The 16,002-nt window shown below is 64.4% G+C and carries 12 protein-coding genes; 4 read left to right on the forward strand and 8 right to left on the reverse strand.

Features of this window, described 5'->3' with window-relative positions; genetic code table 11:
- Positions 1–133: 133 nt before the first annotated feature.
- Positions 134–1,306 carry a saccharopine dehydrogenase family protein gene (locus ACTS1Z_RS12190; RefSeq protein WP_442624741.1) on the forward strand — a complete coding sequence of 391 codons (1,173 nt, stop codon included), beginning with the start codon at positions 134–136 and terminating at the stop codon, positions 1,304–1,306.
- Positions 1,307–1,315: 9 nt separating this feature from the next.
- On the opposite strand, the gene ACTS1Z_RS12195 is transcribed toward ACTS1Z_RS12190, so the two are convergent.
- Together ACTS1Z_RS12195 and ACTS1Z_RS12200 are read right to left on the reverse strand one after the other, a co-directional pair.
- On the reverse strand, positions 1,316–2,416 hold the full coding sequence (locus tag ACTS1Z_RS12195) for a CaiB/BaiF CoA transferase family protein (RefSeq protein ID WP_442624742.1): 1,101 nt from the start codon (positions 2,414–2,416) through the stop codon (positions 1,316–1,318).
- A gap of 25 nt (positions 2,417–2,441) precedes the next feature.
- A complete protein-coding gene (locus tag ACTS1Z_RS12200; protein WP_442624743.1) occupies positions 2,442–3,671 on the reverse strand; it encodes an NAD(P)/FAD-dependent oxidoreductase in 1,230 nt (409 codons plus the stop codon).
- A 133-nt stretch (positions 3,672–3,804) separates the two neighbouring features.
- Here ACTS1Z_RS12200 and ACTS1Z_RS12205 point away from each other — a divergent pair, with 133 nt between their 5' ends.
- The 3 genes from ACTS1Z_RS12205 (at position 3,805) to ACTS1Z_RS12215 (ending at position 6,513) form a co-directional block, all read left to right on the forward strand.
- On the forward strand, positions 3,805–4,950 hold the full coding sequence (locus ACTS1Z_RS12205) for an NAD(P)H-dependent flavin oxidoreductase (protein ID WP_442624744.1): 1,146 nt from the start codon (positions 3,805–3,807) through the stop codon (positions 4,948–4,950).
- An 89-nt stretch (positions 4,951–5,039) separates the two neighbouring features.
- Complete coding sequence (locus ACTS1Z_RS12210; protein ID WP_442624745.1) at positions 5,040–6,143, forward strand: HWE histidine kinase domain-containing protein; 1,104 nt, start codon at positions 5,040–5,042, stop codon at positions 6,141–6,143.
- Positions 6,133–6,513 (forward strand): response regulator, encoded by a 381-nt coding sequence (locus ACTS1Z_RS12215; protein WP_442624746.1) that lies wholly within the window; start codon positions 6,133–6,135, stop codon positions 6,511–6,513. The genes ACTS1Z_RS12210 and ACTS1Z_RS12215 overlap by 11 nt, the downstream gene beginning before the upstream one ends.
- Positions 6,514–6,532: 19 nt before the next feature.
- On the opposite strand, the gene ACTS1Z_RS12220 is transcribed toward ACTS1Z_RS12215, so the two are convergent.
- The 6 genes from ACTS1Z_RS12220 to ACTS1Z_RS12245 all read right to left on the reverse strand — a co-directional run bounded on the left by ACTS1Z_RS12220 (position 6,533) and on the right by ACTS1Z_RS12245 (position 15,883).
- Complete coding sequence (locus tag ACTS1Z_RS12220) at positions 6,533–8,185, reverse strand: sulfatase (protein ID WP_442624747.1); 1,653 nt, start codon at positions 8,183–8,185, stop codon at positions 6,533–6,535.
- Positions 8,186–8,231: 46 nt separating this feature from the next.
- Positions 8,232–11,459, reverse strand: coding sequence for an efflux RND transporter permease subunit (locus ACTS1Z_RS12225; RefSeq protein WP_442624748.1), 3,228 nt, complete (start codon positions 11,457–11,459; stop codon positions 8,232–8,234).
- Positions 11,456–12,814, reverse strand: a complete 1,359-nt coding sequence (locus ACTS1Z_RS12230) for an efflux RND transporter periplasmic adaptor subunit (protein ID WP_442624749.1) — start codon at positions 12,812–12,814, stop codon at positions 11,456–11,458. The genes ACTS1Z_RS12225 and ACTS1Z_RS12230 overlap by 4 nt, the downstream gene beginning before the upstream one ends.
- Positions 12,815–12,853: 39 nt before the next feature.
- Positions 12,854–14,329 carry an efflux transporter outer membrane subunit gene (locus ACTS1Z_RS12235; RefSeq protein ID WP_442624750.1) on the reverse strand — a complete coding sequence of 492 codons (1,476 nt, stop codon included), beginning with the start codon at positions 14,327–14,329 and terminating at the stop codon, positions 12,854–12,856.
- 100 nt (positions 14,330–14,429) lie between these two features.
- Positions 14,430–15,581, reverse strand: coding sequence for an acyl-CoA dehydrogenase family protein (locus ACTS1Z_RS12240; RefSeq protein WP_442624751.1), 1,152 nt, complete (start codon positions 15,579–15,581; stop codon positions 14,430–14,432).
- The gene (locus ACTS1Z_RS12245) at positions 15,581–15,883 is read right to left on the reverse strand and encodes a GNAT family N-acetyltransferase (protein WP_442624752.1); all 303 of its coding nucleotides are present in this window, start codon (positions 15,881–15,883) and stop codon (positions 15,581–15,583) included. Before ACTS1Z_RS12245 ends, ACTS1Z_RS12240 begins: the two co-directional genes overlap by 1 nt.
- Positions 15,884–16,002: the final 119 nt, after the last annotated feature.

Below are 16,002 nucleotides of genomic sequence, written 5' to 3' on the forward strand. Positions count from 1 at the left end.
GAAGAATCGGCGAGAAATGGGGCGCTGCGTTTGACGCGGCGCCCTTTTTCGTGCGTGTAGGGCGGAAACGATAAACCCGTAACGATGACCGGCAGGGCGCATCTCGGCGTCTGCCAAGCTTTGGAGAAAATTCATGTCCGAGACCCGCGAGTTCGATGTCATCATGTATGGCGCGACCGGCTATACCGGCCGCCTCGTCGCCGAATATCTGGCGCAGAATTATGCCGGCGATGTGCGCTGGGCGATGGCCGGGCGCAGCGCGGACAAGCTGGCCGCGGTGCGGGACGAGATCGGCGCGCCTGCCGATACGCCGCTCATCGTCGCGGACGCCGACGATCCGCAGTCGCTTGCCGATATGGTGGCGCGTGGCAAATGCGTCGCCACGACCGTCGGCCCGTATCAGCTCTATGGCGAGGCGCTGCTGGCCGCCTGCGCGGAGGCGGGAACCGACTATGTGGATCTGTGCGGCGAACCGGCCTGGATGCGCAAGATGATCGATAAATATGAAGCCAAGGCGAAAGACAGCGGTGCGCGGATCGTCTTTTCCTGCGGCTTCGACTCGATCCCGTTCGATCTCGGCATCTGGTTCGTTCAGCAGGCCGCGAAAGAGGAGTTCGGCGCGCCCGCCAGCCGGGTAAGAGGGCGTGTGCGGGGCATGCAGGGTACCTTTTCCGGCGGTACGGCCGCGAGCCTGAAGGCGACGATGGCGGCAGCGGCAAAGGATCCGGAAGTCGTGAAGCTTCTGCTCAATCCTTTCTCGCTGACCCCGGGTTTCCAGGGCGCAGATCAGCCGCCCGGTAATACGGTCGATTATGAGGCCGATATCGACAGCTGGGTCGCGCCGTTCATCATGGCGGCGATCAATACGCGCAACGTACACCGCACCAATTTCCTGCTCGGGCATCCCTATGGCGAGGATTTCGTCTATGACGAGATGGTACTGACGGGCCCTGGCGCTGCCGGCGAAGCGGCGGCCAAGGCGGTGGCGGGCGATAACTCGCTGGCCAGCGAAGACGGCCCGAAGCCCGGCGAAGGGCCAAGCAAGGAAGAGCGCGAGGCGGGTTTCTACGATGTTCTCTTCATTGCCGAGGACGGCGACGGCAATACCGTGACGGCGGGCGTGACCGGCGACAAGGACCCGGGCTACGGCTCGACCTCGAAGATGATCGCCGAGAGCGCGATCTGCCTCGTGCGCGACGTGCCCGATGCGCCGGGCGGCATATTCACGCCGGCCGCTGTCATGGCCGATCCGCTGATCCGGCGGCTCGAGGCCAATGCGGGCCTGACCTTCAAGCGCGAGAGCTGATAGCTCTTCTCAGCCCCAGCGCGCGAGTACGTCCTCCACGGGGACCGTTCCGCTGGCCTCGCCGATCTCCGCCGGAGTCTCCGAAAAGCGCGGCGCGGGCATGGGCTGCATGATGCCGTTGCGCTCGGCAAAGGTCTTGCGCGCCACATTGTGCGGGTGCGACGGCGCTTCGGCGATCGATAGAACCGGCGCGACACAGGCGTCGCTGCCCTCGAAATGCGCGGCCCATTCGTCGCGTGTGCGGCTGGCGAATTTCGCGGAGAAAGTCTCTGTCATTTTCGGCCATCCGGCCTTGTCGGCCTGCGGATATTCGTCCGGATCGAGTTCGAGCTTCGCCAGCAATTCGGCATAGAATTGGGGCTCGATCGCGCCGACGGCCATATAGCCGCCATCGCTCGTCTCGTAGCAGCGATACCAGGGCGTCCCGCCGTCGAGCAGGTTGGCATGGCGCTCCGCGCTCCACATGCCGCCGGCATGAAAGGCGTAGAACATGCTCATCAGCACCGCCGCACCGTCCGTCATCGCGGCGTCGACGACCTGGCCCTTGCCGGTTTCGCGCGCGGAGAGGATCGCCGCCAGCACGCCGGTGACGAGAAACATCGTCCCGCCGCCATAATCGCCGATCAGGTTGAGCGGCGGCGGCGGCGGCGCGTCTTTCGGGCCGATCGAACCGAGCGCTCCGGTGATCGCGATATAGCCGATGTCGTGGCCGGCGCTCTGGGAAAGCGGCCCATCCTGCCCCCAGCCCGTCATCCGCCCGTAGACGAGTTTCGGATTGCGCGCATGGCAGTCTACGGGCCCGAGGCCGAGCCTCTCCATGACGCCGGGGCGCTGACCTTCGAGTAGGGCATCGGCACGCGCGATCAGGTCCATCGCCTGGTCGCGCTGTGCATCGTCCTTGAGGTTGAGTTCGGCCGTTTGCCGCCCGCGGTTCAGCACGACATTGCCCGGCATGTTCGTCATTGCGCCACTGCCCGGCCGGCCGATACGGACGATATCCGCGCCCAGATCGGCGAGGATCATCCCGGCGAGCGGCACCGGTCCGATCGCGTCGAACTCGACGATCCTGCATCCGGCCAAGGGCCCGGTCTTGCTCGTGCTCACTGCCATACTCCTTTTCGGTGTCATGATGCGGTCAATCGGCGAGTTCTTTCAGCGGAATCGCCGGGTCGGCGAGTTGCGACGGATCGGGTGTGCAACGCTCGAGAATCAGCTTGCGGCCCTGCACATAATCTTTGGTCGCACTGACGCAGTCGAGCGCGATCACCCGGCCCGCCTTGAGATAGACGATCGAGAAACTGCCCGCCGCCGGATCTCCTCTCAGCACCGTCGCGTCATGCCCTGTCGACAGGCCGACGGTCTGCAGTTTGAGATCGTACTGGTTCGACCAGAACCAGGGAATCGCGTCATATTCGGCCGGCAACCCCATGATCGTCTTCGCCACGACCGTCGCCTGGTCGTTGGCATTCTGCACCGATTCCAGCCGCACCGTCTCGCCATCCGCAAAGCGGTTCGCATGGGCCGCACAATCGCCGATGGCGAAAACATCGGGGAGGCTCGTCCGGCACTGCGCGTCGACCAGCACGCCATTGTCGCATTGCGCGCCCGCGTCCATCAGTGGTTCGACCGCAGGCACGATGCCGATGCCGATGATCGCCATGTCGGCCGGTACGACTTCACCATCGGCCAGTTCGACGCCCGTGACATGACCTTCGTCGCCGGTAATTGCCGTGACCGTCGCGCCGGTGCGCAGGTCGACGCCCTGCGCGCGGTGATAGGCTTCGTAGAAATCGGACAGTTCCGCGCCTGCCACTCTGGCCAAGACGCGATCCATTGCTTCGAGCAGGACGACTTTCTTTCCAAGCTTTGTGAGGACGGCTGCGGCTTCCAGGCCGATATAGCCACCGCCGACGATTGCTACTCGCTCGACCCGGTCGAGTTTTGCCGTCATCGCGTCGGTATCGGCGCGGGTTCGTACGGCGTGAACGCCCACCAGATCGTGGCCGGGGCAGGTCAGCATGCGCGGGATTCCGCCCGCCGCCCAGATTAGCTTCCCATATTCGAGCGTCTCGCCGTCCGCGAATGTCAGCCGGTGCGCCTCGGGATCGATGGTATCGACATGGCGGCCAAGCATCATCTGCACATCGCGCTCTGCCCAGAATTTTTCCGGCCGGATCATGATCCGTTCGAACGGCTTCTCCCCGGCGAAATATTCCTTGGACAGCGGCGGCCGTTCATAGGGATATTCGGGCTCGTCGCCGATCAGCGCGATGCTGCCCTCGAACTTCTGCTGGCGCAGCATGATCGCGGCCTGCGCGCCGCCATGCCCCGCCCCGACTATGGCGATATCGGCCCTGTTGCTCATCGACTCAGCCTAGCCGAGTCCGGTGCCGTTTCAACCGGAGAAATCGCTGTCCGCCGTCGGTTGCCGACCGCAGCGCAAGCGTCTTGCGCGACTGCCGCGCTCCGATATGGTGCCGGCTACAGGAGATGGTTGCATGATGAATTCGCCGATTTGTTCGATGCTCGATATCGAATTTCCGCTACTCGCCTTTTCCCATTGCCGGGACGTCGTTGCCGCCGTGTCGAAAGCTGGCGGTATGGGCGTATTCGGTGCCGTCGGGCTGGGTCCCGATCGGCTGCGCGAAGAGCTGGACTGGATCGACGCGCATGTCGACGGCAAACCCTATGGCCTCGATCTTATCGTGCCGAACAAATATGAGGGCAAGGGCCAGAAAGTCGATCCGGGCAAGATCGCCGCGTCGATCCCAGATACGCATACCGAGTTCGTCAACGACATCCTCGCCGATCACGATATCGACAGCGAAGGTGTCGTCGAGTCGCGCGGCATCTCGAGCAACTTCGCCCGCAATCTCAGCGATGAGGGCGCCAGCACCAGCCTCGAAGTCGGCTTTGAATATCCGATCAAGCTCGTCGCCAACGCGCTGGGCGTGCCGCCCCAGGTGATGCTCGATATGGGGAAACAGCATGACGTGCCGGTGGCGGCCCTAGTCGGCGCGAAGGAGCATGCCGTGGCGCAGGTCAATGCAGGCGTCGACATTCTCGTCGTCGCGGGCGGCGAGGCGGGCGGCCATTGCGGCGACGTGTCTACCATGGTGCTGATCCCCGAAGTGGCGCGGGCGGTGCGCGAGATGGGCGCGGACACGCCGATCCTTGCGGCCGGCGGCATTACTACGGGCGAGCAGATGGCGGCAGCCATGGCGATGGGTGCGGCGGGCGCCTGGTGCGGTTCGGTCTGGCTGACGACGGCCGAGGCGGAAACCAATCCGGTGGTGAAGGAAAAGATGCTGGCCGCCAGCTCGCGCGATACGGTGCGCTCGCGGTCGCGCACCGGAAAGCCGTCGCGCCAACTGCGCTCGCCTTGGACGGATGCCTGGGAGGCCGAAGACGCGCCCAAGCCGCTGCCCATGCCGATGCAGTCCATGGTATCGGAACCCGCGCTCAAGAAGATCGACAAGCTGAGCCAGGGCGGTCATCAGGGCGCGAAGGATCTGGCGACCTATTGGGTCGGGCAGGGCGTCGGGCTGATGAACCAGCCACTCTCCTCCGGTCAGGTCGTGCAGCAGTTCAAGGAAGATTTTGCCGACGCCTATCAGCGCCTGGCGTCCAGTCTCGGTGACTGAGGCCGTCCGCTTCACTGCATCTTTTCGCTTGCAAATGCGTATTTCAAGGCAGAGCGCTGGAGCTACTGTGCCAGTATAGGGAGAATGGCATGGACGCCGACAAGGACCTGGCCGCGGAAAATGCGGCGCTGCGCGACAGACTTGCAGACGCAATCGAGGCAAGTGCGCGCAACGCGCGCAAGGCGGAGGATGCGGCCCGCAGGTCGTCTCTGCTGAGCGCCGCGCTCGAGATGGTGCCGGTCGGCGTGGTCATCGCAGAGGCCCCGTCGGGCGAGATCATTCTCGGCAATTCGCGGGTCGAGGCAATGCTTGGCCATCCGATGCTCAAGTCCGAAGACGTGGACTCGTACGGCGAATGGATTTCCTATCATGCCGATGGCCGCCGGGTCGAAAGCCGCGAATATCCGCTGGCCCGGATCATCGGCGGCGGCGAAGACGAAGCCGAACTCGATGTGCATTATCAGCGCGGCGACGGTTCGCGCTTCTGGATGAAGATCGTCGGCCGGCCGATCCGCAATGACGGGGGCGAGATGGTCGCTGGTGCCGTGGCACTGGTCGATATCGACAAGGAACGGCGCTTGCAGCGCGACCAGGAAATCCTGATCGCGGAGCTCGATCACCGCGTGAAGAACGCCTTCACCGTCGTCAAATCGATCGTCAGCCAGTCATTGCGCAAGGACGGCGTCATGCCCGGTTTGCGCGAAACCATCGACCGGCGGCTCGACGCCTATGCAAAGGCGCATGCGGGCCTTGTCGGCAAAACATGGAAAACGGCCACCATCGCCAGCATCGTGCGGGACATTCTCGGCCAGCAGATAGACGAGGGCAATGTCCATGCCGACGGCCCCGATATCACCGTTCCCTCAAAACACGCGCTTGCCCTGTCGATGGCCTTTTACGAACTCTCCACCAATGCGTTCAAATACGGCGCGCTCTCGGCGGTCGGCGGTAGCGTCGACATAAGTTGGTCCCTATCCAAGGGGGGCGAGCCTATGCTTTCCATAAAATGGATGGAACGCGGCGGGCCGCCAGCCGTTAGTCCCCAAAGCAAAGGGTTCGGCACGTTCATCACGACCCGTGCCGTAGCAATGGAGACAGGAGGATCCGTTGCAATCGATTATCCCGCGGAGGGCCTCATCTGGACCCTAGAAGCGCCCTACGCCGAAACAGACGCAGAGGAGCATGATGACTGACCAGCCACGTCGGGTATTCATAGTAGAAGACGAGATCATGGTTGCGTTCGAGATGGTGGACTTGCTGGAGGATCTCGGCTTCGAAGTGGTCGGCCCGAGCATTCACCTATCCGAAGCGGAGAGGATTGCCAAAAAGAGGGAGTTCGATATCGCCTTTCTCGACGTCAATCTGGGCGCCGGGAAGACCTCCCAGCCGGTTGCGCAGACGCTGAAAGAGCGCGGCATACCGTTCGTCTATATTACAGCGTACGACCGGGATCAGATCGATTTCGTCGAGCCCGACGATATCGTGCTCAAAAAGCCGATTTCGGGCGATATGCTTGCCGAGACGCTTGCCAGTGCCGAGATCGCGCGTGCGGACAGCGTCTGAAGCCGCCGGTGTTCCGGGATCAGTTCGGCCAGTAGATAATCTCGTCGCCCGCTTCGGCGCGTTCGGCCAGCGTACGGTCGACCGCAATCGGGCCCTCGATCACAAAGGGATAGAGCGCCGGGCGCGCGCCCTCGCGGTGCCGGTCGAGCAGGGCCCGCATCTGTGCGACCCGTGCGGGGTGGCGCCGGGCGAGATTGGTCTGCTCGGTCGGGTCGTCGGCAAGATTGAATAGCCAAACCCGATCCGGGCGCTCGCTCACCTGCAATTTCCAGTCGCCCTGCCGGACGACACGATAATAGCCGCTCTGCCAGTAGATGGCATCATCGGGCCGGCGGCTGGCCGCGTCTTCGGATAGCAGGTCGATGCCGTCTATTTCGACGCCTTCGGGCAATGGCGCACCTGCCGCGGACGCGAGCGTCGGCATCAGGTCGATATGCGCGGCGGGCATGGGGCTTCGGCTGCCGGCGACAATCCGGTCTGGCCAGCGGATGAAGAGCGGCACGCGTATACCGCCTTCGAAAAAGGTCAGTTTCCAGCCGCGATAGGGCGCGTTGATATCCGGCAGGCCGACATAGCCAGCCCCGCCATTGTCGCTCGAAAAGACGATGATCGTATTGTCGGCGAGGCCCTGCGCTTCCAGCTCGTCCATGATCGCACCGACGCTACGGTCGAGCGCGCGGATCATCGCGGCATAGGTGCGCAGCCGGTGCGGCTCGATATCACCCACCGCCTCATAGTCTTCGCGTGTAGCCTGGAGCGGCGTGTGGACACCCCAATGCGCGAGATAGAGGAAGAAGGGCCGGTTGCGGTTGGCGTGGATGACGCGAACCGCTTCCTCGGTCCACCAGTCGGTCAGATAACCGCCCGGCTCGAACCATTCGGAACCGTTGAACGAAGCCGCGAACTGCATGCGCGCCCAGAGGAACTGGTCAATCGGATCGAAATCGAGCCGCGCGTTGACGACATCGGGATGGTCTTCGGGCAGGAACAGGCCGCTCGCCATCAACAGGCTCTCGTCGAAGCCTTGCGCGTTGGGCGAGAATTCCGCGCCGCGCCCGAGATGCCATTTGCCGATATGGACGGTGTGGTAGCCCGCATCGCCGAGGACTTCGGCGATCGTCACTTCGGATTGCGGCAGTCCCTGCTCGGCATAGGGCGGCGCGCTCTCCGCGCGGGCGCTGTCCCATTCGATGGGCGGCAGGCCCGAACGCTCGGTGTCGTCCAACAGGCTGACCATCCGGCCCATCCCGTCGGGGGTAGGCGTGAACTCGAAACCGGTCCGTGTCGGATATCGGCCGGTCATCAGCATCGCCCGGCTCGGTGCGCAGCTCGCCGTACCCGCATAGGCCTTTTCGAAAATCATGCCCTCGGCTGCCAGCCGGTCGATATTGGGCGTCGGCACGCGCCCGCCCGCGACCCCGCCGCCAAAGGTGGAGATATCGTTGATCCCCAGATCGTCGGCGAGAATGAAGACAATATTGGGCGGCCGCTCCTCGATCGGCAGCGCGGCTGTCTCCGGGCCGGTCTCCCATTCGATCGGGCGATTTTCGGCGACGTCGACCTTGCCGGTATTGGCGACGATGAACAGGGCGATAGCCTGTCGGTTGAACCAGGCGACAGCGCCGCCGATCACGACCATCGCCACTATGCCGATCAGGATCTTCTTGATCATGCCGCCCACTCCCCAACGCATCATGGCACGGTTGGTCGGTACGCCGCTAGCCCGTTGCCGGTTGCGGCTCCGGTTCGCCCCGCGCGAGGAATCGCTTGATGCGCGCGGTCGCGCGATGCTGGAGGATGGCGAGTGCCGGGATGAGCAGCATCAGCAGGACGGTGCCGAACAGGATGCCGAAACCGAGGCTTGCCGACATCGGGATCAGGAATTGTGCCTGCAGGCTGGTCTCGAAAGTGATCGGCGCGACGCCTAGAAATGTCGTGACGGACGTCAGCACGATCGGGCGGAAGCGGGATTTGGCCGCGCTGATGATCGCCGTCTTGATCTCGTCGCCCTCTTCGAGCCGCTCGTTGATGAAATCGATGAGGATCAGCGAACCGTTCACGATGACGCCGGACAGGCCGATCAGGCCGAACATGCTCAATATGCCGACCGAGAGACCGAGTATGAGATGGCCGATCAAGGCGCCGATGATGCCGAAGGGGATGGCGGCGATGATGATCAGCGGCTGCACGTAGGATTTGAAGGGCACGGCCAGCAGAATGTAGATCAGCAGCAGCGCGACCAGGAACGCGGTGCCGAGATCGCCGAAACTGTCCTCCTGTTCAGCCTGCTCGCCGCCGAAATCGAACAATAGCTGCGGATGATCGCGCTGCATTGCCGGCAGGACGTTCTCCTCGAGCTGGCGTGATATTTCCTGGCCCGTGACGACCGTCGTATCGACATTCGCGCTGACAGTGACAACACGGCGCCCGTCCTGGCGGCGGATGACCGACGGCGATTCGCCGAAAGAGACCTCGGCGATTTCGCTCAGCGCCACCTCGCCGCCTGGCACGCGGACTCGGAACTGTTCGACATCGACGATCGAGTTGCGCTCGCTTTCGGGCAACCGGACATAGACGCGGACATCCTCACGGCCGCGCTGGACGCGCACGGCCTCGTCGCCGAAAAAGGCGGCGCGGACCTGTCCGGCAACGTCCTGCAGGGTCACGCCCAGCGTTCGCGCTGCGGGTTTCAACCGTAGCTGGATTTCCTGCAGCCCCGCATCCTGGTCGGTCTCGATATCGAAAACCCCTTCGAAGCGCCCGAGATCGCGCATCAGATCCTCGGATATCCGCGTCAGCGTATCGGTATCGGGATGCGACAGTTCGACGCTGACCGGCGCGCCGGCGGAGAACAGGTCGGACGCGAACACCAGCGAGCGTGCTTCCGGAACGGGGCCTACGGCATCGCGCCAGGCATCTTCGAACGCCGCGGCCGATACGTCTCGCTCGTCGCCAGGGAGCAGCGCGAACTGCACGGCAGCGCGATTGGCGCCGGTCGTGCTGTTGCCGCCTTCCGGCCCGCCGCCAGCGGCCGTCTGGCCGACTGTAGTGAAGATGCCGCGTGTCAGATCGGGTGCGTCATCGTCGCGGCCGCTTTCGATCTCCGCCATCGCTTCGCGTCCGCGCGCCTCGATGAAGCGCGCGATTTCCTCGGTGCGCTCGACGGGCGTGCCCGCCGGCATCTCGAGCGTTGCGCGCACGATATCCCCTTCGACATTGGGGAAGAACTCGACCTTTAGTATGCCGGCCGGGACGAGCGAGATGAACACGATGACGAGCGCAACCGCTCCGGCGAGGATGATGCTGGGTGCGTTGACGGCAAAGTTGAGTGCCTTGTCGAGCGGGCCGTCCACGAAACGCTGGAAACGCTCGTCCACGGCTTTTTGCAGCCGATCGAAAAACAGCGTCACGCGCGATTTCGACTGATAGCCGGGCGGCGGCAAATGGCTGAGATGATTGGGCAGTACGAGCAGGCTCTCGACGAGCGACAGCGCGAGAACTGTCACGATGACGAGCGGGATATCGAACAGCAATTTGCCGAAAACGCCGCCGATCGCGAACAGCGGCGAGAAAGCCGCGGCCGTCGTCAGCACGGCGAAGATCACGGGCATGGTGACGCGGCGCGCGCCGATGATCGAGGCGGAAAGGCCCCGCCTCCCCCGTTCGCGTTCGGCATAGATATTCTCGCCGACGACGATCGCATCGTCGACGACGAGACCGAGCGCAAGGATGAAGCCGAACAGCGAGAACATATTGATGCTTGAGCCCACGGTATCGAGGACCGCGATCGCGCCGACAAAGGTGATCGCAATGCCGAAAGCGACCCACAGGGCCAGCCGGATATTGAGGAAGAGCGTCAACGCGGCGAGCACTAGCGCGAGGCCGATCGCCGCGTTCTTGACGAGCAGGCTCAGCCGGTCTTCGAAAATTTCCGAATCGTCGTCCCAGATCGCATAGGAGATGTTCTCCGGCAGGGTCGGCGCGAATTCTTCGGCAAGATAGGTTTCGACCTGTTCGGCGATATCGAGCACGCGTTCGTCGCTCGTCCGGAAGACCTCGACAAAGGCGACCGGCGTGCCGTTGTAAAAGGCGCTCAGATCATTGTCCTCGAACGCGTCGACGACGGTCGCGACGTCGCCGAGCCTTACGGTCGTGCCGTCCGCCCGGCTGATCAGCACGATCTCCTCGAAGTCCGACTGGCCGTAATTCTGGCCGATGGTGCGGATGCGGACTTCTTCGGACTCGGTGTCGATGGAGCCGGCCGGGCTGTCGAGGCTGCTCGCGGCTACGGTGCGGGAGATGTCGGTCAGCGAGAGGCCATAGGCGCGCAACGTATCCTGCGGCACTTCTATGGACACTTCATAGTCGCGTACGCTGCTCGTCTCGACATAGGAGACTTCGCTGAGCGCCGAGAGCTGGTCCTCTAGCTGATAGGCCTGGCGCTTGAGCGCGTTTTCGCTGACATCGCCGTAAAGCGCGATCTGGATGACGCTCTGCCGTGTCGTCAATTCGCGGACATCGGGCTCCTCGGCATCGGCCGGGAAGGTCTGGATCTGGTCGACTTCGCTCTTGATGTCGTCGAGTGCCCGCGCGACTTCGGTCCCGAGTTCGAGCTCGACCGATACGCTGCCCAGCCCCTCGGACGCGGTCGAGCGGATTTCCTTCACGCCTTCGACGCTCTCGACGGCCTCCTCGATCTTCTGGACGACCGATTCCTCGACCTCCTCGGGTGTCGCACCCGGATAGACGACGCTGACCTGCACCGTGTCGAGGCTGCTTTCGGGGAAGACTTCCTGGACGATGGTACCGTAGGACAGCAGGCCCGCGATCAGCAGGAACGCTGCGAGCAGATTGGCTGCGACGCCGTTGCGCGCCATATAGCCGACCGCGCCGCCGCCCTTGGTATAGTCGACATCGCTCGAGCCGGGCGGTTCGAAGCGGCTCACTGCTCGGCTTCCGCCTCGTCGGCCTGCGCCTCGTCCTCGGCATCGTCAGCCGTCCGTATCCGCATGCCGTCCGTCGCAACGCCGATGTCGCCGACGATGACCTGCGCATCTCTTCCGAACGGTTCGGCGCGGATAAAGACCTCGGTATCGGTGCGTTGCAGAACATCCACCGCGACGATGCGCAGGCGTCCGTCACGCGCGAGCCAGACTTCGTTGCCCGGCCGGAGGGCCGCGATCGGGATCGCTGCATAACGCTCAAGCGCCAGCCCATCGATGGCGACCTGGACGAAGCTGCCGACGAGCAGCGGCGGTCCGGTCGCCGCGCCCGCATTCTCCACGCCGGCCTCGCCGTCCGGCTGTTCAGCGGCCAGCCGGCCACGCTGCATCGGATTGGGCACGCGCAGGAAGATGTCGATCGTCCGGGTTTCGGGGTTCAGCACCGGGTCCGCGCGGTCGACATAGGCCTGCCAGCGATAGCGCTGCCCGCCATATTCGGCGAACACCGACGCTTCGATGCGTTCGCCGGTACGGTCCCACAGGCCGGGAACGAGCGCGGCTTCGCGCTGCGTCAACGGCACGACGACGTCGAACGTGCCCGACGCGACGATCTCGGCCAGCGATTGGCCCGGCGAGACATAGCTCCCGCGCGAGGCATTTTCCGACCGCACCAATCCCGCGAACGGCGCGCGCACCGTCGTGCGGCCGAGCGCGAGCTGCGCGTCGCCGAGCTGGGCCCGGGCGCGCTGCAAAGCGGCCTGGGCGGCCTGCAATTGCGGAAGGCGCAGTGTCAGGCTATTCGGCGCCCCTTCGCTCGGCACCTCGGCGCTTTCGGATTGTGCCGCGTCGGCGAGCCATGCGGGCGGCAGGATTTGGGCCGCGAAATCGTCGGCATCGACGCCCGCGAACGGATTGGCCGCGCGCCTCGCCTCACGTTCCTGGAAGCGCGCATATTCGCGCTCGGCGAGTGCGGCCTCCTCCTCCGCCTCGAGAACCGCGACGCCCTGTTGCGCGACATCGGCCTGCGCGGTGGCGACCTGGTTGCGATAGTCGCTCGGATCGATCCGGAACAGCACTTCGCCCCGGCTGACCGCGCGGCCCTCAATAAGGTTCGGGCTCACATAGACGAGTTTGCCCGGTATCTCGGCCGCGAGCACCAGCTCCTCGCGCGCCTGCACCGTGCCCGAACCCTCAACCGTCAGCCGCCCGGTGCGAATGTCGACCGGCACTGTCTGGACGAGCGGTGCGCGCTGGTCCGGCGGCCGTTCTTCCGGCGACGGGCGCAGGACTATCAGCAAGGCCGCGATCGCTATCGCCCCGCCGATAATCGCGAGCGCTATGAGACGGTTACGCGTCACGCGCCGGTCTCCGCCCCGGATAAGGCGACGCTGAGGGTATTAGCCATCGGTTTCTCCATCGTCCGCGTGCTCGACAAGCGGCACCTCGGGCACGACGTCGCTCTCCGTCCAGCCGCCGCCAAGCCCGCGATACACGGCGAGCCGCGCCAGTGCGACGTCGCGGCCGGCCGCCGAAAGCGAGGAGCGGACCTGATAGAGATTGCGCAGCGCATCGAGATAGTCGGTGAAGGCCGAAACGCCGCCCGCATAGCGCTCGGCCTGCAGGTTCGCCGAGGCATCGGCCTCCTGGAGCTGCGAGAAGAGCAGCTGATAGCGTTGCCGCTGCTCTTCATAATCCTCGAGCGCGGCATTCACCTCGCGATAGGCGGTGAGCACCGTGCGGGCGTAATTTGCGGTCTGCTGCGCATAGCGGGCTTCGGCTACGTCGATATTGGCGCGGATGCGGCCGCCCTGGAACAGCGGGGCGGTGAGGCTGGCGCCGAGGTTCAGCACCCAATTGTCGAGAATGTCGAACGCGCCCGATACGTCGCCCGCCTGCGTGCCGAGCGTGCCCGACAGGGAGAGCGAGGGGAACATTTCCGCCCGGCGCGCGCCGACCCGGAACCGCGCGGCCTCGAACCGCTGTCCGGCGGCCGCGACGTCCGGGCGCTGCGCGAGCAGCGTCGCAGGCAGGCCGGTCGGGATATCGGTGAAGACGAGCTGCGGGGCGAGCGCGTCGCCCATCTCGGCCCGGAGCGTTCCGGCATAGCGGCCGAGCAGCACCGCCAGCCGCCCTTCCGCAGCGGCGAGCTGGCTCTCGCGCTGCGGCAGTGCGGATTGCGTGTTCCGATAGTCCTGCCGGATCTGGTAGAGTTCGAAGGACGAGGCGAGGCCTCTGTCGTAGCGCCGCTCCGTATTTTCCACCCGATCCTGCAATATGTCGATCGTCGCGACCGACAGCGCGATCTGCGCGCGCAGGTCGACGACCTCGAAATAGGTCGAGATAGTTTCGGCGAGCGCACCGAGGCGGGCGGTACGCAGATCGGCCTCCGCGGCGACAAGGTCGGCGCGCGCGGCGCGCGCATCGTTGCGCGCCCGGCCCCAGAAATCGAGCTCATAGGCGAAATTGAGCCCCGTTGTGTAGCTTTCGTTGGTCAGTCGCGTCGGCCCCGTCCCGCCGCCGATGGCACCGAAATTCGTGCCGGCGAGCGGCGAGTCCGAATAATTGACCCCGGCCGAAGCGTTGAGCGTCGGCAGGCGATCTGCGCCTGCGATCCGGGCTTGCGCGCGCGCTTCCTCGACCCGCGCTGCGGCTTCGGCGATGTCGAGATTGGCGATCAGCGCTTCGTCGACCAGCCGGTTGAGCGTCGGATCGTTGAAATCGTGCCACCAGTTCAGCGCAGACGACGCCTGATCTGCGGCACCCTCACCATAGGAGGCGGGAAGTTCGGTGACCGGCGCGGGCAGGCTCTCAGGCGGCGAAAAATCCGCGCATGCGGCCAGTGCCAGCATCGGAATGATCGACAATCGTTTCAAGCGCCGGCGCCCATGGTGAAACTCGCTACTCGGTGCGGACATTGTCACGCCGGATGCCGGGCTGCAATAGTAAATGTACGTTTGCGTTCAATAATTATGGTCAATAGGAACGCGGCAGGCCCAGCACATGTTCGGCGAGATAGGAGAGGATGAGGTTCGTCGAGATCGGCGCGACCTGATAGAGGCGCGTCTCGCGATATTTGCGCTCGACATCATATTCTGCCGCGAAGCCGAAACCGCCGAACGTCTGGATGCACGCTTCTCCCGCGGCCCAGCTCGCATCGGCGGCAAGCATCTTCGCCATATTGGCCTCAGCCCCGGCATTGTCGCCCGCTTCGTATCGCGCAAGCGCATCGTTGACCATCAGCGCGGCCGCACGCATCTGCGCATAGGCCTTGGCGAGCGGAAACTGGATGCCCTGATTCTGACCGATCGGGCGGCCGAACACCTGCCGTTCCCTTGCGTAAGCGGTCGCCTTGTCGAGGAAGAAGCGCGCATCGCCGATGCATTCCGTGGCGATCAGGATGCGCTCGGCATTCATGCCCGACAGGATGTAGCGAAAACCCTTGCCCTCTTCGCCGATCAGATTGGCCGCCGGCACACGCATATCGTCAAAAAACACTTCCGTAGTCGAATGGTTCATCATCGTATCGATGGGCTTGATGGACAGGCCGTTACCGAGCGCTTCGCGCATATCGACGATGAAGACGGACAGCCCGTCGGTGCGTTTTTCGACCGCGTCGCGCGGCGTCGTGCGGGCGAGCAGCAGCATGAGGTCCGAATGTTCGGCGCGGCTCGTCCAGATCTTCTGGCCGTTGACGACGTAGCTGTCGCCGTCCTTCTTCGCGACGGTCTTCAAGGAGAGCGTATCGGTGCCGCTCGTCGGTTCGGTCACGCCGAACGCCTGGAGCCGCAATTCCCCGCTTGCGATCTTCGGCAGATACTGTTGCTTCTGCGCGTCCGACCCGTGGCGGAGCAGCGTGCCCATGATGTACATCTGCGCATGGCAGGCGCCGCCATTGCAGCCGCGATACTGGATCTCCTCGAGGATTGCGGCCGCGGCCGATAGCGGCAATCCGGCGCCGCCATACTCTCCGGGGATCAGCGCGGCGAGATAGCCGGCCTCGGTCAGCGCCTCGACAAACTCGCCGGGATAGGCGCGCGCCTTGTCCTTCTCCTGCCAATAGCTGCCCGGAAACTGCGCGCAGAGCTTCGCGACCTCTTCGCGAATGGCCAAAAAATCCTCCGCCATCAGCCCTGTACGACGTCCTGCCAGTCCGGATTTCTCTGCGCGATCGCTTTGAAAAAGGGGCAGAGCGGCATGATCTTGAATCCCTTGGCCCGTGCATCCGCGACGACACGCTCGGCCAGTGCCTTGCCGAGCCCCCTGCCGCGCAAACTGTCCGGCACGCCGGTATGGTCGACGATCACCAGCGTCTCGGATGCGCGCGAAAAGGTAAGCTCCGCCCCTTCGTCGATTCCGTCGATCTTTACGGAATAGCGGCCCTTCGAGCCGCTATCGTCCAGCTGTATGTCCAATGCGTTGTCGGGCAATGCAGGGCTCCTGGTTCGTGGTTGAGGCCCGCCGACAGTTGCGCCTCCCGCGCTCCTCTGCAAGCCCGACGCGCGAAGTTTCCGACGAGTTCGGCCACACACAGTCCGATCTTGTGTTT

The organism is Parasphingopyxis sp. (genome assembly GCF_052168295.1).
Taxonomy (GTDB): Bacteria; Pseudomonadota; Alphaproteobacteria; order Sphingomonadales; family Sphingomonadaceae; genus Parasphingopyxis.